Here is a 19,470-nt window from a genome sequence, read left to right as displayed (position 1 = left end):
GTTCGACCCTCCAGGTCCGGTTGATCACATCAGCTCGATGTCGGCCTGAAGCGCGCCGGCGGCCTTGATCGCCTGCAGGATCGAGATCAGATCCCGCGGGCCGACACCCAGCGCGTTGAGGCCGTCGACCAGCTCGCGCAGGCTGACACCCTCCTTGACCAGGGCGAGCTTGTTGCCGTCGCCGGTATCGACCTTCACGCCGGTGCGCGGCACCACCACGGTGCGGCCATTGGACAGCGGCGCCGGCTGGCTCACCTGCGGCTGTTCCGTGATGGTGACGGTGAGGTTGCCCTGCGCGATCGCCACCGTGGAGACGCGCACGTCCCGGCCCATGACGATGATGCCGGAGCGCTCGTCGACGACGACCCGGGCGGTCTGGTCCGGCTCGACCTTCAACTGCTCCACCTCGGTGATCAGCCGGATCATGTTGCCGTTGTAGCGGGTCGGGATCTGGATCGTGACGGTTGCCGGGTCGGTGGGCTCGGCGGTGTCGGCGCCCATGAAGTCGTTGATCGCGGCGGCGATCCGCTTCGAGGTCGTGAAGTCGGGATTGCGCAGGGAGAGCCGCAGCGCGCGTGCGTCGTTCAGCTTGAAGGCGATCTCGCGCTCGATATTGGCGCCGTTGGAGATCCTGCCGTTCGTCGGCACGCCCCGGGTGATCTTGGCGGCATCGCCCTCGGCCGAGAATCCCGCGATCGCCACCGATCCCTGCGCCAGGGCGTAGACCTCGCCGTCGGCGCCGAGGAGCGGCGTCACCAGCAGGGTGCCGCCCTGGAGGGACTTGGCGTCGCCCAGAGACGAGACCGTCACGTCGATCCGCGTGCCCTGCGCGGCGAAGGGCGGCAGGCTCGCCGTCACCATCACGGCGGCGAGGTTCTGCGTCCGCATCGTGGCGCCGCGGGTGTTGACGCCGAGGCGCTCCAGCATCGCCTGCAGCGACTGCTTGGTGAACGGGATGTTGTTGAGCGTGTCGCCGGTGCCGTTGAGGCCGACCACGATCCCGTAGCCGACGAGCTGGTTCTGGCGGACGCCCTCGATGGAGGCGAGGTCCTTGACGCGCGACAGGGCCAGCGCCGGCCCGGGCAGGGCGGCGAGCAGCAGGGCGCCCGCGACGACACCGAGCAGAAACCGGAGGGGACAGAACGCGTGACGCGGGCGCATGCCGGATTTTCGACCAAGAACGGACCTGCCGCCATCCTGCCAGGGCCGTGCCAGTCGAGCCGGTGCGGCAAGGCTTTGAAGGAATGGTATTTTTCGCTCCGGGTCCCCGGCGGCGCGTTCCGGCGCACCGGGACCGAACCTGCCGACCCGGCAGCTTCTGCCGCCTCGTTTACCCGCGCTTAACCCTAGGGGCCGAGTTTCGGGTCCTGCGCGGGGGCGCTTGGAGCAACGCGAACCGGATCATGCGTGTCGAGACTCGCCAGCCGATCCAGAGTGCCGGCGGCGTCGCGGCTCCCCGGAAGCCCGAGGGGGGCGCCGGCTTCAGCCTCGGTGCGGCCCCGGCTCCCGGGACGGGGGCCGGTGCGCCGGCAGCCGCCGCGACTTTGGCCGGGCTGGACGCGGTCCTGCTTCTCCAGTCCGAGGCCGATACACCCCAGGAGCGGCGGCGGCGCTCGGCCCAGCGCGGCCACGACCTTCTCGATGGTCTCGACCGACTGAAGGCGGCGCTTCTCGGTGGCCGCGTCGCACCGCAGGAGCTGCGCGCCATCGCCGGCCGGCTGAACGAGCGTGCGGGCCTGTCGGGAGATCCGCGGCTGGACGGCCTGATGGCCGAGATCGAGCTGCGGGCCGCGGTGGAACTCGCCAAGCTGGAGATGGCCCGGGGCGTCTGACCGGGCGTCCGCGACGGTCAGCGTGAGCAGAGGCACACCGGCCGGCGGCACCGCGCGCCGCTTCGCCCCGTCGCGGCGCACGCGATAGCTGTTGCGTCGGACGCGAGCCCGGCCCGGCTAAACCACCCGCCGCTTCGGTCCCGCCGGCAGCATCTGCGGCTCGCCCGGTCCGGTCTCGACGCCGAGATCCGGCACCGCGATGATCGGCGCACCGCGCAAGTCCTTGCGGGTGACGATGGCGCCGCGCTCCTCGAGATAGGCCAGCATCCGCCGCGCCCGGCCGCCCGAACTGGTGCCGTAGGCCTCGGCCAGCATGGTGTCGGTCGGGCAGGGGGCACCCTCGATGGCGGCCCGGGCGACCACCAGGAACAGGCCGGCGAGATCGTCCGGCAGGCTCGCCGCGATCGCCTGGGCCTGCTCCCAGCCGGAATTGTCCGCCACCGCGCCCCCGGCCTCGGCCCGCGCCACGGCGAGTCGCCGCTTGAACTCGGGCAGGCCCATCGTGTCGCCCCGCAGGCGGCGGATGCGGCAGCGGACGGTGAAGTCCTGATAGAGCGTCGCGGGCGTGCAGGCGGCGGCGTCGGCATCCGCCAGCACGGAGGCCAGAACCTCGGCGAGGGCCGCCTCGCGAGCCTCCGGGTCCATGGGCTCCTCTTCCGGCTCCTCGGCGGGCACCGGCGGCCGGTAATTGGCGAGCTGGACGAGCACGTCCGGCGCCGGGGTGGGGCGCGGCTTCGGGCGCGGGGCCAACGGCGCCACGATCTCCTCCGGGCTTGCCGTGAGGATCAGCGCGCGGGCGTCTTCCAGGGCGTCGGGCAGGGGGACGAGGACCGGCGAGGAGCTCCGGCTCACGGTCTGGGTCGGTCCGACCGCGATGGTCAGCGGGCGCCGCGACAGGGCCGGGCCGAGGGCCACGAAATGCCCGCGCGGTAGATCGCGGAACGTCTCGGCCTGCCGGCGCTCCAGGCCGAGCAGGTCGGCGGCGCGGGCCATGTCGATGTCGAGGAAGGTCCGGCCCATCAGGAAGTTCGAGGCCTCGGCCGCGACGTTCTTGGCGAGCTTGGCGAGGCGCTGCGTCGCGATGATGCCGGCGAGGCCGCGCTTGCGGCCGCGGCACATGAGGTTGGTCATCGCGCCGAGCGAGAGGCGCCGGGCCTCATCCGAGACCTCGCCGGCCGCCGCTGGGGCGAAGAGCTGCGCCTCGTCGACAGCCACCAGCATCGGGTACCAATGGTCGCGGTCGGCATCGAACAGGCCGCCCAGGAAGGCCGCAGCGGCCCGCATCTGCCCGTCGGCGTCGAGATTTTCCAACGACAGCACCACCGAGACCCGATGGGTCCGCACCCGGGCAGCGATGCGCTGCAGGGCGACGTCGTCGCCGTCCGCCTCGACCACCACGTGACCGTAGCGGTCGGCGAGGCTGGCGAAATCGCCTTCGGGGTCGATGATCGCCTGCTGCACGAGGCCGGCGCTCTGCTCCAGCAGCCGCCGCAGCAAATGCGATTTGCCGGACCCCGAATTGCCCTGGACCAGAAGCCGCGTGGCGAGCAGTTCGGTGAGGTCGAGGAGCGCGGGGCGCTCGCCGGTCAGGCCGAGATCGATGTCGGAACGCATAAGGCCTCATAGCACGGCCCGACGGATCCGGGTGCGCCGCCGTCGCGCTGTCCACGCTTCCCGCCATACCAGCCGTGCCGCCCCCGGCCTGGACCCGGACGCCGCAGCCCTGTACGGCCACCGGCCTCCCAGAACGAACCCGGATCTACGACACGATGGCGGCCTGCGGCCTCGACTTCGGCACGTCGAACACCACCCTCGGGCATAACGGCCCGGACGGACCGACGCTGCTGCCCCTGGAAGGCGCGCACCGGACGATCCCCAGCGCGATCTTCTTCGAACTCGGCCGGGAGCCCATCATCGGCCGGGCCGCGACGGCGGCCTATGTCGAGGGCCGGTCCGGCCGGATGATGCGCGGCCTGAAATCCGTCCTCGGCACCCCGCTCATGGATGAGGCCACACCGGTCGGCCGCCAGCGGCTGCGCCTGCGCGACGTCATCGCCCGCTATCTCACGGCCGTGAAGGAGCGCGCCGAGGCCGCCTGCGGCCAGAGCCTCGACAGCGTGGTCCATGGCCGCCCGGTCCACTTCGTCGACGGCGATCCGGAGGCGGACCGCCGCGCCGAAGACACGCTGCGGGACATCGCCCGCGACGTCGGCTTCCGGGAGGTCTCGTTCCAGTACGAGCCGATCGCGGCCGCCCTCGACTACGAGCGGCAGGTCCGGTCCGAGGAGATCGCGCTGGTCGCCGATATCGGCGGCGGCACGTCGGATTTCTCGATCGTGCGCCTCGCGCCGGAGCGCCGGGGGCGGCCGGACCGGGCCGGCGACATCCTGGCCAATGACGGCGTGCGGATCGGCGGCACCGATTTCGACCGTCAGCTCAGCCTCGGCACGGTGATGCCGCTCCTCGGCCTCGGAAGCCCGATGCGCCGGGGCGACCTCGCGGTGCCGAACGCCTATTACCACGACCTCGCCACGTGGTCGGCGATCAACCGTCTCTACAATCAGAAGACCCTGCGGGAGATCGACGAGGTGATCCGCGACGGCGCCCGGCCCGACCTGCTCGCGCGGCTGCGCGAGGCGGTGGAGGGGGAGCGCGGACACGCCCTGGCCGGGGCGGTGGAAGGCGCCAAGATCGCGGCCTCCGAGCAGGATGCGACGGTGCTCGATCTCGGCCTTCTGGAGCGCGGCCTCTCCGTGCCGGTGGATCGCGCGACCCTGTCGGCCCAGACCGGTGACCTCGCGCGGGCCGTGGCGGCCCGGATCGCGCGCTGCCTCGCGCAGGCGGAATTGCCGGCCGACCGGGTCGACGCCCTGTTCCTGACCGGCGGGTCCACCGGCCTGCCGCATCTGCGCGCCGCGCTCACGGCCGCGCTGCCCGCCGCCCGGGTGGTGGAGGGGGACACGTTCGGTTCGGTGGGGCTGGGCCTGACCATCGAGGCGGCCCGTCGCGGAGCGTGAGGCCGCACCCGGGTGACGTCGCCCGGCCCTCAGGCACTCGGCGTCGCCCGGATGACCTAGAGGGCCGCATCAACCGGGACGCTTGTACCTGAGACGGGGTCGCTGCGGCGCCGCGCTGCCGAATGGCCGCGATCGCGCGGCTGCGATTGACGGGCCGGCCCCGATCCCCGACAAGGCGGTCCCTTCCGCTCGGAGACAACGGCGGCCCATCCGGGGTCCTCCGCGCCGCCTCGCCCGATGCTGTTCAACTCCTTCGTCTTCCTCCTCGCTTTCCTGCCGGCCGCGCTGATCCTGCACGGGCTGGTGGCGCGCGCCGCGCCCGCGTGGCGGCTGCCGCTCCTCGTCGGCCTGTCCTTCGTGTTCTACGGCTGGTGGGATGTCCGCTTCGTGCCGCTGCTCGCCGGCTCGATCCTGGCGAACTGGTGCGTGGCCCGTCTCTATCGGCACAGGCCCGGCCGATGGCTGATCCCGGTCGCCATCGCCGCCAACCTCGCCCTCCTGGGGGTGTTCAAGTACCTCGATTTCGCAGCCGATCTCGCCAACCTGATCCCCGGCCTGGAGGCGCAGCGGCTCGGCCTCGCCCTGCCGCTCGGCATCTCGTTCTTCACCTTCCACCACATCATGTATCTCGCCGACCTGCGGGCCGGCCGGGCGCCGAGCTTCGGGCTCGTGAAATACGCCCTCTACATCGCCTTCTTCCCGCAGGTACTCGCCGGCCCGCTCGTGCGCTGGAGCGAGATCATGCACCAGTTCGACGAGGCGCCCTACGCGCGGCCCGACGCCGCCGAGCGCTTCGCCCGCGGGCTGATGCTGCTCACGGTGGGGCTGGCCAAGAAGGTGTTCCTCGGCGATCCGCTCGCGGAATACGTGAATCCGGTCTTCCAGGCCGCCGCCGCCGGCAAGGCCGTCACGGTGGTGGAGGCGTGGCAGGCGACGCTGGGCTTCACCTTCCAGATCTATTTCGACTTCTCCGGCTACACCGATATGGCGCTGGGCATCGCGCTGCTGTTCGGCCTCGTCCTGCCCCAGAATTTCGACGTGCCCTACCGCGCCACCTCCCTGCGCGACTTCTGGCGGCGGTGGCACATGACCCTGTCGCGCTTTTTGCGCGACTACCTCTACGTGCCGATGGGCGGGAACCGCCGCGGGCTGCCGCGGCAGGTCGGGGCGCTCGCCGCCACCATGACGCTGGGCGGCCTCTGGCACGGGGCGGGCCTGACCTTCCTCGCCTGGGGGGCGCTCCACGGGATCGGCCTCGGGGCCGGGGTGCTGGCGCGCCGCGCCCGGATCGCGATCCCCGCGCCCCTCGGCTGGGCGCTCACCAGCCTGTTCGTCGTGCTCACCTGGGTGCTGTTCCGGGCGACGAGCTTCGAGGCGGCCCTCGTGATCTTCAAGGGCCTGTTCGGGCTGGCGCCCAGAGGCTCGGGCTTCAAGTGGCGCACCATCGCCATCGCCGCCCTGGTCGCCACGGTCGGGCCCACCGCCTGGACTGCGGTGCACCGCCTGCCGCCGCGGCGGCTCCTCGCCTGCGGCTTCGCGCTGCTGTTCGTGCTCGTCCTGCTGAAGATCGGCGACGATGCGAACTACGAGTTCATCTACTTCCAGTTCTGAGGATGGCGCCCGCTCCCCCCACCACCGATCGGGACTGGCGTGCCTTCGTCCGCATCCTGGCCCTGTCGATGGTCGGCCTGTTCGCGGGCTATCTGGCCCTCGCGGTCGTGGTCGATCCCTACGATACCGGACGCTCGACGCTGCTGTCCCGGGGCGCCGTGCGGCCGCAGGGACCCCGCACCGCCTCGGCCATGCGCGGGCGCGATCCGGCCTATTCAGGCGTGGTGATCGGCAATTCGCATATCCAGCTGATCGAGCCGGCAGCCCTGACGCGGCTCACCGGCATTCCGTTCCTGCAGCTCTCGGTGCCGGCCACCGGTCCCTCCGAGCAGTTCGCCCTGCTCGGCTGGTATCTGAAGCACCATGCGAGTCCCGACGCGATCGTGCTCTCGGCCGACGCATTCTGGTGCGCGGACGACCCCGCCTTTCCGAGCGAGCATGGATTCCCCTACTGGCTCGTGGGCGACTGGCCCGCCTATCTGAGGGGGCTCATCCGCTTCTCGGCGGCGCAGGAGACGGTCAACCGCCTCGGCTGGCTCCTGAATCCGCACCACAAGACCGCCGCGGCCGACGGCTGGTGGGATTACGAGCGCAACTACCTGAGCCAGGGCTTCGGCATCGATCCGGCCAAGAAGGCGGCCCTGGAAAAGCCGGTCGGACCCGAGCCGGAGCCGCATCATGGCGGCCCGTTCCCGATCGCAGCGCGGCTGCGCACCGAGCTGGCCCGTATCCCGGCGGCGACGCCGGTCGTGGTGGTCTTTCCCCCGGTCTACGCGCGGGCCGAGCCGCCGCCCAGCAGCCCTCGGGCGCGGGCCGAGGCCGCCTGCCGGGCCGAAGTGCGCGCGGTGCTCGCGCAGCACGCCCTGAGCACCGTGGTCGACTGGCGCGACGGCCGGTCCGCGGCGGCGGATCCGGACCAGTTCTTCGATCAAACCCATTACAGGCTGCCGCTCGCCCGAAGCCTCACCGCTGAAATCGCCGCCGCGATCGTACGGCTGCGGACCCGATGACAGCGTAAAAGATCTGTACCGTGGCCTGTTTGCCGCACGCGGCGATGCAGTGACAGCCGGTTACAACCCCTGCATCTGTGTGCGTTGTAGCGCTGAGGCACCTCGACTATACGGCACCTCACGTTATCGCCGCACACCGGCCATCCCCTGGTGGGCGGTTTACCATCCAGCGAGGGTGACGCATGGCGAAGGTGCAGCTGGAGGACGGCTACGTCCCGTCCGACGACGAGCCCTTCATGAATGACCGGCAGCGCGAATACTTTCGGCGCAAGCTGCTGAGCTGGAAGAACGACATCCTGCGCGAAGCGCAGGATACGCTGGTGGCGCTCCAGAGCGAGAACGAGAACCATCCCGACCTCGCCGACCGCGCCTCGTCCGAGACGGACCGGGCGATCGAGCTCCGGGCGCGGGACCGGCAGCGGAAGCTCACCGGCAAGATCGACGCGGCTCTCGCCCGGATCGAGGACGGGTCCTACGGCTTCTGCGAGGAGACCGGCGAGCCGATCTCCCTGCGCCGGCTCGACGCGCGGCCGATCGCCACCCTGTCGCTCGAAGCCCAGGAGCGGCACGAGCGCCGCGAGCGGGTCTACCGCGACGACTGAGCGCGGTCCGGCTCAACGCCGGGGCGCCGCTTTTTCCGACCGGGCGGTCTACTGCGTCAGGCGCAGCGCGCCGATGCTCGCCTGGATCGTCTGGAAGGCCTTGATCAGGTCGTCCGACGTGTTGGCGAGGAAGTATTGGTCGGCCGACGAGGCGCAGTTCTTCAACAGGGTCTGACCCGCCGCGTCGATCGGGTCGGACGGAATGCTGAATCCGATCGTGTAGATCGAGATGTTCACCGCCTTGGCGTTGCTGCACGCCTCGGCCGTCAGGGCGTCGAGGGCGGAGCGGGCCGTGTTCGCGTCCGCGATGTTCTGGTATTTCGGCGGCATGCGCGGATTGGGTGTCGTGCCGTTGGCGTTCTTGAAGTAGGCGGCCGCAAAATAGAGCGATCCGGTCGGCGCGTACGGATTGGCGCTCCAGCTGTTGGTGCCGTCCGTCATCAGGATGATGACCTTGTTGATCGTCGACGCGTTCGAGCTGTTCGTGCTCGACGCGTAGGGCTGTCCGTCGGCGAAGACGCTGTTGGGCGAGAGCGTGCGCCAGCCCCACATGAACCCTTCATGGATATTGGTCGATCCCAGCGGCGCCATGTTGCTGATGAGGGTCTTCAGGGTCGATGTGTTGTTGGTCAGCCGTTGAAGCGGTTGAGTCGTGCAGCCGAAATTCGGACCGTTCGGGATGCCGAGGGGAGAGGCGGACACGGCGTCCGTCGGGTTGACGTACTTGCACGCCTGTCCGAGCGCCGTCGTGTAGGAATTGCTGTTCTGGCAGCTGCCGCCGGTGCGGTCGTCGAGGTAGCTGTTGTAGCTGTAGGCCGTCGGATTCTGGCTGCCGACTGGGAAGGGAGCGACCTGCGCACTGGCATCCCCCGGCTCGTCCGGTGCCAGGAGGGGCACGTAGTAGGAATCCTTGTTCGAGGCGGTTGGCGCGCCGTCCTGCACGTTAAGCGGGTACGACAGCGTTTCGAGGCACCCGGCCCAGCCCCAGGCGCGGTTGACGGCCTGCAGTTTGGCGAAGACGTCGAAGCGGCTCTTGAACGGCGCGGGGGGCGACTGGACAATATTGGTCCAGTGGTAGCTCGATATGCCGTTCAGATCGATCCAGGAGGCGTAGCGGTAGGCCGTCGGATCGACCGCCACGGCGCCGGCGAAGGGCACGATCGCGATCTTGGTCGCGCTGGAGAAGGCCGCGCTGGTGTAGACGTAGTCCACGAAGTTCGCCGCAGCCGACTGCACGGCCTTGAGCTTCGACTGGCCGCCGCTCGATTCCGCCATCGAACCGGTATTGTCCAGCACCAGCGCGATCTCGAAGGTCTTCGGAAGCGGGGTGGCGCATTGCGCCACGGCGCCCGGATTGATCCGCTTGGTGCCGGTGAGCGCGCCGAAGAAGGTCGTCGACAGCTTGTGCGTGGTCAGGGTGATCTTGCGGGGGTTGTTGGTGATGGCCAGAGGATCGACCACGAGGTTCGCGGTCCCCATGGCGCCGGTCATGGTCGTCACGGCGAGGGTGTTGAGGTCGGCCTGCGGCGTGGCGAGCGGCGTCTGGCAGAGGAGCAGGGCGGTGGCATCGGTCGCGGCCTGCAGCTTCGTCTCCAGCCGTGTGGCGAACCCGTAATCGATCGCCGCGCCGCCGAGCATCAGCATCGGCACGCTGAGGAACGCGAACAGCAGCGCGACGTTGCCGCCGCGATCGTGGAAGAACCGGGGTCGCCGCGGCTTGGGCGCGCTGTCAGGACGCACGATTAACCACTGTGCCATCGCAATTCGCGTGTTTGGTGTCCGGAAGGACGACCTCGGTGTACGTGTTGGCGCCGTAGGCCTTTCCGCCGCGGGTCGGCCAAGGCGCACTGCTCTTGAATGTGATCGTGCCGCTGACGCCCTTGGCGAGCTTGACCAGGGTGCTGCCGATCATCGGCGCGTAGCTGATGGTGACTTCCGCCTGGACGTAGCGCATCCCCGGCGTCAGGTAGCCGTCCGGGACGGTGAGGTCGGCCGCGGATCCGGGGCTGCGCGCGGTGGCGTTGGCGTTGGCGACGCTGGAGCAGACCAGCGGAACCGGGCTCGGGTTCTTCAGGTCGACGCCCATGGCGCTGACCACGATCGTGACCTTCGACGTATCGAACGGGCGCATCACCGCCGTGGCGGAGGCGATGATGTCGTTCATCAAGGTGGGGCTGATCGGGTTCTGCGTGTCGCCCTGCGCCGTCAGATCCGCCACGGTGCGGGCGAGCTGCGTGAGCTTGCGCCACTCGTCGATGGCGTGCGCCACCTCGGTCATGCCGGCCCAGATCGCGAGCAGGAGCGGCAGGATGACGGCGAACTCGACCATCGCGCCGCCACGCCCGTCGCGCCGCAGCCGCGCTGCCTGGCGGGCTAGGACGGAGACGACGGGCATGGGCTCCCTCCGACGATCTGGTAGGGCTCGGTCCGGAACACCGCGGTGGAGGTCAGAAGGCTCGATCCCGCTGCGGAGCCGCTGGTGAATTGCCGCGTGTTCAGACCCATCAGGTTGAAGAAGGTCGGGAACGGCACCGCCGCGGTGACGATCACGATCGTCCCCGGCGAAGCGCATTTGTAGTTGCTGCCGAAGCTGGTGTTCCACGTACCCGTCGCGGTATCGATCGGCTTGGCAGCGGTGGCATTCGCGAAGCTGCTCGCCGTCGCGACGTCGATCTTGACGTTCTGGCAATTGAAGACCGTGGCGACGGGCGTGCTGGCCGGACCGCACATCCGGGTCTTCAGGGCCGCGAGCAGGATCGCCGGATCGGTCTGACCCGCCGTGTCGAGCTGGAACTGGCCGGTGAAGATCGTCCGGACCGCGTTCTGCAGGGCGCGATCAAAGTTCTGCGTCGCCCAGATCTGGAAGGCGATCTGGATGACCGCGCCGCACAGCGCGAGAAAGGGCAGCGCCACGAGGGCGAATTCCACCGCGGCCGCGCCGCTGGCGTCACGCCCCAGGCTCTTCAGCAGACAACCTGACGTCGCTTTGCTCCGCGCGCTGAAGTGTCTTCGGGCGTTCATGAGCAAGCAGATCAGTCAGACATGGCCATACAAGTCGATGTGAGGCCAAGATTTTGCAAAACTCTTAATTCGATCGGCGAGAGCTGGTTTATCCAGGGACTACTACTTTTGGTTGTATCGATGCGGGCGATCGACGAGGCGCCGTTGACCCGATTGGCTTGCGCACCAAGTTCCCTCTGCGCAAGCCCCACCGGAGACCCGCATGAGAGGCCCACCGACCGCGCTCCTGCTCGGCGCGATGGCGCTCGCGCTCGGCGCCTGTGACGCGCCGAAGCCGGGGCCGGCAGGACCTCCCGGTGCGACGGGTGACCGGGGGCCTCCGGGGCCAGCGGGGCCTGCGGGCCTGAACGGAGCGACCGGGGCACGCGGTCCCACGGGCGAGACGGGTCCGGCCGGGCCGCCCGGTCCGCCGGGGCCGTCGATGAGCAGCCAAGTGCGCCTGGATGTGGCCTGTCGTCGTGACGAGGAATTGATCGGTGCCTATTGCCGGGGCATGGCGGTTTTGCCGTCCGTGACACAGACGGACGGTATATCCACCGTCGGCTGCCTCGACATGACCGCCAAGGCGGCCAAGGATGCCGAGCCCGTCGCGGTCTGCATGAAGAAGCCATGAGATTCGTCGTTCCCGCTCTCCTGGCCGTGCTGGTGTCCGGTACCGCCTGTGCACAGCCCTTCGTCCCGACGGAGCGCGCGGCGATCGACCTCGTGCGTGACCGGCGCACCGCCGGCTTCACCACGGTGGCGCGGACGCTGGCCTATGCCGAGCGCGTGACCGGAGGTGCCTTCCGGTTCGGCGGGTACCGGGTCGATTATCGCCCTGACGTGCCCTTCGCCCGGGTGCGGATCTGCTATCGGCTCGGGATCGACCCGCCGAATTGCGGCCTCGCGTACCGCGTCGCGGTGAATCCCCCCCATGTCGAGCCCGCCGACCGCTACAACGGCTTGGCGCGGGATCTGGAGCATGGCCCGCAGGCGTTCCTCCGGGCTTTGGCCCGGGAGGCCGATCTCCAGCGGCAGCCGGACGTCCTGCGGAAGGTCCAGGCTGCGCTCGAGCCCTACAACCCCTACGACTGGCGCTGAGAGCGGGAGCGCCGTCAGAGCAGGCGTGGCCAGCGCAGAAGCCGCTCCGGCGCGAAGGCGGCCACCGGCACCGCCGGCGTGCGGCCGGTGGCGAGATCGGCGACGATCTCGCCGGTGATCGGCCCGGTGGACAGCCCGATATGGCCGTGGCCGAAGGCGAACAGCAGGCCGGTGTGACGCGGTGCCCGGCCGATGACCGGCATCCCGTCGGGCGTCGATGGGCGGGAGCCGAGCCACGGCGCGTTGTCCAGGGGCCCGCCGAGCCGGAGCGTTCCGGCCGCTTCCCGGGATGCCGCCTCGATCTGGGTATGATCGGGTGCGGCGCGGCGGGCGTTGAGTTCCACGCCGGACAGGACCCGCACCCGGTGGTCGCCCATCGGCGACAGGATGGAGCCGGCCCCCGTGTCGAGGACTGGCCGGGTCAGCGGCGGGCTGTCCGGATGCAGGGCGTAGTGACGATGGTAGCCGCGCTCGGCCGCCACCGCGAAGCGATAGCCGAGGGTCCGGGCGATCGCTCCCGAGGCGGCGCCGGCCGCCAGGACGACCTGGCGGGCCTGCACCGTGCCGCTGTCGTGATCGATGCGCCACCCGCCCGCCTCGGGCGCCAAGCGGGCGACGTGGCTGCGCAGGCGGCGACCGCCGAGAGCGTCGAACAGGGCTTCGCAGGCCTCGATGAGACGGCCGGGCTCGCGCACCGAGCCGGTCTCGGTCAGCAGCATCCCCCGCGCGTAGGGCCGCACCAGGGCCGGCTCGAGGGCGCGCAGGGCCGCCGTATCGAGGATCTCGAAGGCGACGCCGTGGCTCGCCAGGATCTCCCGCTCCAGGGCCGCGGCCGCGAAGGCCGCCTCCGTGCGATAGGCCTTGATCCAGCCGGTCCGCTGGAGCCGGTCGCCGGTCCCCGCCCGGGCGGCCAGCCGCTCATGGGCCGGATAGGCGGCGGTCGTCAGGGGGAGCAGCGCCGCTGCCGCGCGGCGCCACCGGGATGCGCGGGCGGCCGCCAGGAAATGCGCCGTGTAGGGGATGATCCGCGGGAGATGCGCGTAGTGCAGGCGCAGGCCGCAATCGGCGTTGCGCAGGTAGGCCGGGAGCTTGCCCCAAAGGGCGGGGCTCGACATCGGCAGGATCGAGCCGCGGCTGACCACGCCGGCATTGCCGTAGGAGGTCCGGGCTCGGGCCTCGCCGGGATCGCACAGGACCACGTCGAGGCCGCGATCCTTCAGCGCGATGGCGCTGGCGAGGCCGACCATCCCGCCGCCGACCACCACGATGTCGGCCGTCCCGTCCGTCGCCATGCCGCTCATATCCCGCACCGCACCACGCGCGCCCTTCTGACGGGTTTTCCGCCTCCTGGGTAGCGGGACTCCGCAGAGCGGTGCATCGGTCCGGGGCCGTCATGAAGTCCCGCGCACATTCCCGCAGAGATCGGCTACAGAGCGGTCCATGACTCTCGTCCGCTTCGCACCGTCACCGACCGGCTACCTCCATATCGGCAACGCCCGGCCGGCCCTGCTCAACGCCCTGTACGCCCGCCGGACCGGGGGGCGCTTCCTGCTGCGGCTCGACGACACCGACGCGGAGCGCTCCACGGAAGCCTTCGCCGAGGCGATCGCCGAGGATCTCGCGTGGCTCGGCATCGTGCCCGATCTGTTCGCGAAGCAGAGCGCCCGCAAGGCGCAGCATGACGCTGCCGCCGACCGCCTCCGCGCAGCGGGCCGGCTCTATCCCTGCTACGAGACGCCGGAGGAGCTGGAGCGCCGCCGCAAACGCCAGCTCGGACGCGGCCAGCCGCCGATCTACGACCGGGCGGCTTTGCGGCTCACCGCCGAGGAGCGCGCGGCGTTCGAGGCCGAGGGCCGCCGCCCGCATTGGCGCTTCCTTCTGGAGGCGCGGACCGTCACCTGGGACGATCTCGTCCGCGGTCCGGCCCATGTCGACTGCGCGTCCCTGTCGGACCCGGTCCTGATCCGCGCCGATGCCAGCTATCTCTACACGCTGCCGTCGGTGGTGGACGACGCCGATCTCGGCGTCACCCACGTCATCCGCGGCGAGGATCACGTCACCAACACCGGCGTGCAGGTGCAGATCTTCGAGGCCCTGGGCGCTACCGTCCCGGTCTTCGGCCACCACAACCTGCTGACGACCGCCGACGGGGAAGGGCTGTCAAAACGCCTCGGCCACCTGTCGCTGCGGGGCCTGCGCGAGGCCGGCTACGAGCCCGCGGCGGTCCGCTCGCTGGCCGTGCTCACCGGCTCGGCCGAATCCGTGCGGGCTGTCCCGGATCTCGACACCCTCGCGCGTCTCGTCGACCTCGGCGAGATCTCGCGGGCGCCCGCCCGGTTCGATCCGGCGGAACTCGACGGCCTCAACGCCCGACTGATCCACGCCATGCCGTACGCGGAGGCGGCCGCGCGCCTCGCCGATCTCGGGATTCCGGCGGATCGGGCCGAAGCCTTCTGGCTGGCGGTCCGGGCCAATCTCGGCCGTGTCCCCGAGGCGGCCGATTGGTGGCGCGTCGTCGCCGGCCCGGTCGAGCCTGTCCTCACCGAGCCGGCCGTGATCTCGGCCGCTTGCGAGACCCTGCCCCCGGAGCCATACGGCCCGGACACCTGGAAAGCGTGGACGACGGAGATCCGAAGCCGGACCGGCGCGAAGGGGAGGGGCCTGTTCATGCCGCTCCGCCTCGCGCTGACCGGGCTGGAGCACGGCCCGGACCTCGCGGGTCTGCTGCCGCTGATCGGACGGGCACGCGCGGCGCGGCGTCTGTCCGGCGAGACCGCTTGAGCTACGACGCCTCGGTTTCGGCGAGACGGCTCGCGAGCAACTTGTCGACGCGCCGGCCGTCGAGATCCACGACCTCGAACCGCCAGCCGGCGATGTCGCAGGTCTCGCCCGTCTCCGGTAGGTGCTGGAGCACCGCGATGACCAGGCCGGCGACCGTCGCATAGTCGCGCGAGGGCGGGAGACGCAGGCCCAGCCGGTCGGTCAGTTCATCGACCGGCATCGAACCCGCGATCAGCCAGGACCCGTCCGGGCGGGGTACCGCGTCCGGCTCCGTATCCTCCGACAGGAACGCCCCGGCGATGGCATCGAGGATGTCGGCCGGGGTCACGAGCCCGTCGAAATGTCCATACTCGTCGTGCACCAGGGCCATGGGCACCGAGGCCCGGCGCAGCGTATCCAGGGCGTCGAGGGCATCGAGCGTGTCCGGAAGCACCGGGGCCGCGCGGACCTGCGCGCGCAGGTCGAGGGGCTCCCCCCGCGACAAGGGGCCGATCAGGTCGCGCAGCTGAAGCACGCCGATCATCGCGTCGGGGCCGCCATCGGCGACGGGCAGACGGGCATAGGGGCTGGCGAAAATGCGTGCCCGGACGGTCTCCGGATCATCGGCGAGATCGATCCAGGTCACGTCGGTGCGCGGAGTCATGACGCCGCGCACCAGACGGTCGCCGAGGCGCAGGACCCCGGAGATCATCGCCCGCTCGTCGCCCTCGATGACGCCCGCGGTCTCGGCCTCGGCCACGAGACTACGGATCTCCTCCTCGGTCACCGCGCTCGCGCTTTCTGTCTCCTGGCCGATCAGCCGGAACACCGCCCGCGTCGAAGCGTCGAGGAGCCACACGGCCGGCAGAGCCGCGCGCGAGACCACCCGCATGCCGGGCGCCACCATGCAGGCGATCCGTTCGGGGTTGCGCAAGGCGAGGTGCTTGGGGACCAGTTCGCCGATGATCACCGACAGGTAGGTGATCACGCCGATCACCAGGGTGTAGCCCAATGTGTCGGCCCAGCCCTTGCCCAAGCCCAGATCGATCAGAATCAGGGCGAGGCGGTCGCCCAGAGCCGCGCCCGAGACCACGCCGGAGAGGATGCCGATCAGCGTGATGCCGATCTGAACGGTGGACAGAAACCGCCCCGGCTCCTCGGCCAGCGCGAGGGCGGCCTTCGCGCCGGCGCGGCGCTCCTCGGCCAAGGCGCGCAGCCGGCTCTTGCGAGCCGAGACCAGGGCCAGCTCCGACAGCGAGAAGACGCCGTTGAGCGCGATCAGCAGGACGACGACGAGGAGCTCGATCAGACCGGATCATTGAGCCGGGACCCCGCTGGGCGGGGACGGCTTCCTCTGGTGGCGCGGTCCTGCAACATGGGGATGTGTCCGCGACCGTTCAACGGCCAAGCCTCGGGGTCGCCTCGATCAGTGCGGCGTCGAGCAGGAAGCTGCCATCGGCCTCGATGCCGAAATGGGCGGTGATTTCGGCGGGCGCCGTAGCCTGAAGGGCGCGGATCGCCGCGACATGGATCTCCGGCGTGCGCATCCGGGCGATCCAGCTGGCGAAGTCCATGCGCGGCCGGCTCGCCATCACGGCGCCGGGCTCGAACCCGGCCGCTTCCAAAAGGGCGCGCCATTCCGAAACCCGGTAGTCGCGCACGTGCGAGGGGTCGCGCAGCAGCTCCACGGCCTGCAGGTGCGTGTCGAGCAGCGGATCCTCCGGAGCGACGATATCGCTGACGACGAGCAGGCCGTCTGCCCGCAGCACCCGCCGCGCCTCGGCCAGCGCCGCCGGGACGTCGCGCCAGTGGTGGGCGCTGTAGCGGGTCAGCACCGCGTCGAAGATCGCGTCCGGGAAGGGCAGGGTCTCGGCGCCGCCCTGCCGGGTTTCGATCCGGTCGAGACCCCGCCGGGACGCCTCGGCGGAGACCGCTGCCAGCATGTCAGCCGAAAGATCGTAAGCCGTGACGGCGGCGCCGGCGGCGGCGGCCGTGAAGGCGACATGGCCGCCGCCGCAGCCGAGGTCGAGGACCTGGGCACCCGGCCGCGCGCGCAGCAGAACGCCGATCCGGTCGAGGTCGGCGCCCGCCGCGTGCACGGCGCTGGTCACGTAGGCGGAGGCCTGCGCGCCGAACTGGTCGACGACATGTCGGGCGTGGCTGCGCGCGCTCATGGGCGGATCTCCTGGTTCGGATCGCGCGGGGCGGGCGGTGGCACAGCCGCAGGGCGACGATCAGAGGCGACCGTACAGGCTGCCTGGGATCAGCACCACGCCGTTCCATCCGACCGAGTGGTTTCCCATCCACTCCTGCCACCTGCCTCGAGGCAGGGCAGCGCCCCGGACCGTGGAGCGCCGCGCAGGGCAAATCTGCGCGGCGACCGATTCAGCGCGGCGGCTGCGCCGACGGAGGCGGAGGCGCTGCCTGTCCCTGATCCGGACCCTGCTGCAGCAGAGGCGTGATCCGCTGGACCACGACACGGCGGTTCTCCCGGGATGGGCCCTGCGTGTTCACCTTGAGATACTGCTCGCCGTAGCCCTGGGTGGTGAGATTGCCCGGCGGCACCCGGAATTGCTCCGTGAGCACGGTCGCCACCGATTGGGCACGCCGATCCGACAGCGAGAGATTGTCGATGTCGGAGCCGACCGCGTCGGTGAAGCCCTCGATCAGGAAGACCTCCCGCGGATTGGCCTGGATCGCGCGGTTCATGGCCGCGGCGATCACCGACAGCTTGGCCGCCTGATCCGGCGTCACGGTGAACGAGCCGGTATCGAAGGTGATCGTGTTGATGTCGACCGAGCGCAGACGGGCGCGGAGGTCCGGGCTGTAGCGGATCTGATCGAGGGTGTAGCGGCGTTCGACAGGGACAACCGGCGGTGCCGTCAGCGCCTCGTAGACCTCCGCCTCGTCGGCCTGGGCGTAGTCCACGATGTAGCGGTCCCGCGGGATTCGGATATCGGGCGGCGGCAGCGCCACCACGTCCTCGTAGATCGGGCGCAGCGGACCGGAATAGCTGTTGTCGATCAGGACGACCTCCCGGCCGTCGGGGTAGCGGCTGTAGCGGCGCAGCAGCCGGCCGTCATCGTCGGTGACGGTGACGATCTGGCCGCCGCCGGACCACGCGACGTAGCTGTAGAATTCGGCGCCCCGACGCTCGAACCGGTAGCCGCGCGGGTCGAGGTCGCGGAAGCGCTCGTTCTCGTCGTGGCGGATCAGGTAGCTGTCGCGATCCCGCACGATGATGCGGCCCGGCTCCCGATAGTAGGTCCGGCCATCCTCGACGAATTCGCGGCGGTCGCTGCGGACCTGCTCGAAATCGCGCACCGTGTCGTTCTGCCGGAAGCCGCCGGGGACGTAGCCCGGCTGGCCCGGCCGGTTGAAGGCACCGGGGCCGGGATCTACCGGCCGGCCGGGGCCACCCACCGGCGGCTGTCCCGGCGGCACGCCTCCGGGGGGCGGAGCCTGTCCTGGCGCCGCGCCCTGTCCCGGCGGCACGAACGGGCGGCCCGGGACGCCCGGGGCCATGTTGGGCGGGAGCGGTCGTCCCGGCTCGGCGCCGGGCGCGCCGTTCGGCTGGGGCTGCCCGCGCCCTTCGGGTTGGCCTCCCTGAGGCTGGAACGGCCGCCCCGGGACCCCCGGAGCCGTGTTGGGCGAGCCCGGCCGGCCGGGCTCTGCGCCCGGGCCGGTATTCGGCTGCGGACGGTTCTCGGGCTGGGCATCCAGACGCTGGGACGGTCTGCCGGGCCCGTCCGGCGTCGCATTGGGCGCCTGCGGGCGCGCATCGGGGCCGCCTTGACCGGCCGGTCGCTGGCCGGGAGGCCCACGGTCGGGTGTGGCGTCGCGCTGTGCGGGACGGTTCGGGGGCGTCTCCGGGGCCGCGCGATCCCGGTCCGGTGCCTGACGCTGCTGCGGCGGTGCCGGCGGCCGCTCCGGCTTCGGCTGAGGAGCAGGACCCTGGTCCCGATCCGGCGCCTGTTGCCGCTCCGGGCCGGGCCGCCCGGGCGCTGCGCGGTCCTGAGGCCCGCGATCCGGACGATCCGGCTGCTGCTCCCGGCGCTCCTGCTGGCGCTGATCCGGCTGGCGCTGCTCCTGCTGCCGATCCTGGCGCTCCTGCTGCCGCTCCTGTGCCGGAGGGCGCGATGCCGGCGGCTCGGGACGGCGCTCGGGCCCGCGCTCCCGCTGAGGCTGCTCAGCCTGCGGTGCACGCTGGGCCGGCGGTTCCGGTCGCTCGCGCGGCGGCGGTGCGGCGCGCTCCGGCCGGGGCTCCGGTCGGGGCTCGGGGCGCTCACGTCCAGCCGGCGGACCCGGCTGCGGGCCGGGCCGCTCCTGCGGCGGCCGCTCCGGGCGCGGTCCGCCGTGTGGCGGCTCGCCGCCGCGGGGGCCGCGCTCCTCCGGTCCACCTTGTGCGAGGTGGAACCGGCCCGGCTCGGCTCCGGCGGGCTGCATGAGCGTGAGGGCCGGCAGCACCGTGCCGGTGAGGAGGATCAGGCGGAGCAGACGCATCGCGGTCCCATGTCGGTTCAGGCCGACCCGAACC

Annotated in this window: 17 protein-coding genes; 8 read left to right on the top strand and 9 right to left on the bottom strand. The window is 71.1% G+C overall.

The features are described 5' to 3' along the window. Positions 1–24 precede the first annotated feature (24 nt). The gene (locus tag A3862_RS02980; RefSeq protein ID WP_043352227.1) at positions 25–1,161 is read right to left on the bottom strand and encodes a flagellar basal body P-ring protein FlgI; all 1,137 of its coding nucleotides are present in this window, start codon (positions 1,159–1,161) and stop codon (positions 25–27) included. A gap of 242 nt (positions 1,162–1,403) precedes the next feature. Here A3862_RS02980 and A3862_RS02975 point away from each other — a divergent pair, with 242 nt between their 5' ends. Then, positions 1,404–1,832 (top strand): flagellar assembly protein FliX, encoded by a 429-nt coding sequence (locus tag A3862_RS02975; protein ID WP_043760456.1) that lies wholly within the window; start codon positions 1,404–1,406, stop codon positions 1,830–1,832. A 117-nt stretch (positions 1,833–1,949) separates the two neighbouring features. Here A3862_RS02975 and A3862_RS02970 read toward each other — a convergent pair whose 3' ends face one another. Continuing rightward, positions 1,950–3,446 (bottom strand): ATP-binding protein, encoded by a 1,497-nt coding sequence (locus A3862_RS02970; protein WP_043381719.1) that lies wholly within the window; start codon positions 3,444–3,446, stop codon positions 1,950–1,952. A 155-nt stretch (positions 3,447–3,601) separates the two neighbouring features. On the opposite strand from A3862_RS02970, the gene A3862_RS02965 reads away from it, so the two are divergent. From A3862_RS02965 to dksA, 4 genes are all read left to right on the top strand, one after another. Then, the gene (locus A3862_RS02965) at positions 3,602–4,849 is read left to right on the top strand and encodes an Hsp70 family protein (RefSeq protein WP_043381716.1); all 1,248 of its coding nucleotides are present in this window, start codon (positions 3,602–3,604) and stop codon (positions 4,847–4,849) included. A 237-nt stretch (positions 4,850–5,086) separates the two neighbouring features. Next, positions 5,087–6,460, top strand: a complete 1,374-nt coding sequence (locus A3862_RS02960) for an MBOAT family O-acyltransferase (protein WP_053608863.1) — start codon at positions 5,087–5,089, stop codon at positions 6,458–6,460. A 2-nt stretch (positions 6,461–6,462) separates the two neighbouring features. Beyond that, positions 6,463–7,470: a hypothetical protein gene (locus tag A3862_RS02955; protein ID WP_111473186.1), complete on the top strand. Its 1,008-nt coding sequence runs from the start codon at positions 6,463–6,465 to the stop codon at positions 7,468–7,470. 182 nt (positions 7,471–7,652) lie between these two features. Further along, a complete protein-coding gene (gene dksA / locus A3862_RS02950; protein WP_012322444.1) occupies positions 7,653–8,072 on the top strand; it encodes an RNA polymerase-binding protein DksA in 420 nt (139 codons plus the stop codon). Positions 8,073–8,120: 48 nt separating this feature from the next. On the opposite strand, the gene A3862_RS02945 is transcribed toward dksA, so the two are convergent. From A3862_RS02945 to A3862_RS02935, 3 genes are read right to left on the bottom strand one after another with little or no spacing between them, the layout of a single operon-like run. Then, positions 8,121–9,812, bottom strand: coding sequence for a TadE/TadG family type IV pilus assembly protein (locus A3862_RS02945; RefSeq protein ID WP_236961715.1), 1,692 nt, complete (start codon positions 9,810–9,812; stop codon positions 8,121–8,123). Further along, positions 9,802–10,467 (bottom strand): TadE/TadG family type IV pilus assembly protein, encoded by a 666-nt coding sequence (locus tag A3862_RS02940; protein ID WP_043760461.1) that lies wholly within the window; start codon positions 10,465–10,467, stop codon positions 9,802–9,804. The genes A3862_RS02945 and A3862_RS02940 overlap by 11 nt, the downstream gene beginning before the upstream one ends. Then, entirely contained in the window at positions 10,446–11,093 is a 648-nt protein-coding gene (locus tag A3862_RS02935) for a TadE/TadG family type IV pilus assembly protein (protein WP_078947025.1), read from the bottom strand. Before A3862_RS02935 ends, A3862_RS02940 begins: the two co-directional genes overlap by 22 nt. A 421-nt stretch (positions 11,094–11,514) precedes the next feature. On the opposite strand from A3862_RS02935, the gene A3862_RS31930 reads away from it, so the two are divergent. Together A3862_RS31930 and A3862_RS02925 are read left to right on the top strand one after the other, a co-directional pair. After that, entirely contained in the window at positions 11,515–11,706 is a 192-nt protein-coding gene (locus A3862_RS31930; RefSeq protein ID WP_236953027.1) for a hypothetical protein, read from the top strand. Continuing rightward, positions 11,703–12,173, top strand: a complete 471-nt coding sequence (locus A3862_RS02925) for a hypothetical protein (protein ID WP_043760465.1) — start codon at positions 11,703–11,705, stop codon at positions 12,171–12,173. Before A3862_RS31930 ends, A3862_RS02925 begins: the two co-directional genes overlap by 4 nt. A gap of 14 nt (positions 12,174–12,187) precedes the next feature. Here A3862_RS02925 and A3862_RS02920 read toward each other — a convergent pair whose 3' ends face one another. Further along, positions 12,188–13,465, bottom strand: a complete 1,278-nt coding sequence (locus tag A3862_RS02920) for an NAD(P)/FAD-dependent oxidoreductase (protein ID WP_043760467.1) — start codon at positions 13,463–13,465, stop codon at positions 12,188–12,190. A gap of 148 nt (positions 13,466–13,613) precedes the next feature. Between A3862_RS02920 and A3862_RS02915 the strand changes: the two genes are divergently transcribed. Beyond that, positions 13,614–14,954, top strand: coding sequence for a glutamate--tRNA ligase (locus A3862_RS02915; RefSeq protein WP_043760469.1), 1,341 nt, complete (start codon positions 13,614–13,616; stop codon positions 14,952–14,954). A 1-nt stretch (position 14,955) separates the two neighbouring features. Here A3862_RS02915 and A3862_RS02910 read toward each other — a convergent pair whose 3' ends face one another. From A3862_RS02910 to A3862_RS02900, 3 genes are all read right to left on the bottom strand, one after another. Further along, positions 14,956–16,242 (bottom strand): hemolysin family protein, encoded by a 1,287-nt coding sequence (locus tag A3862_RS02910; protein ID WP_043760471.1) that lies wholly within the window; start codon positions 16,240–16,242, stop codon positions 14,956–14,958. A gap of 88 nt (positions 16,243–16,330) precedes the next feature. Then, positions 16,331–17,107, bottom strand: coding sequence for a class I SAM-dependent methyltransferase (locus tag A3862_RS02905; protein WP_043760473.1), 777 nt, complete (start codon positions 17,105–17,107; stop codon positions 16,331–16,333). A 211-nt stretch (positions 17,108–17,318) separates the two neighbouring features. Then, complete coding sequence (locus A3862_RS02900) at positions 17,319–19,436, bottom strand: OmpA family protein (protein ID WP_043760475.1); 2,118 nt, start codon at positions 19,434–19,436, stop codon at positions 17,319–17,321. Positions 19,437–19,470: the final 34 nt, after the last annotated feature.

Origin of the sequence: Methylobacterium sp. XJLW, assembly GCF_003254375.1 — a bacterium.
In the GTDB taxonomy this organism is placed as follows: Bacteria; Pseudomonadota; Alphaproteobacteria; order Rhizobiales; family Beijerinckiaceae; genus Methylobacterium; species Methylobacterium fujisawaense.
The sequence above is the reverse complement of the archived record's forward strand: the minus strand, read 5'-3'. Positions and strand labels throughout refer to the sequence as shown.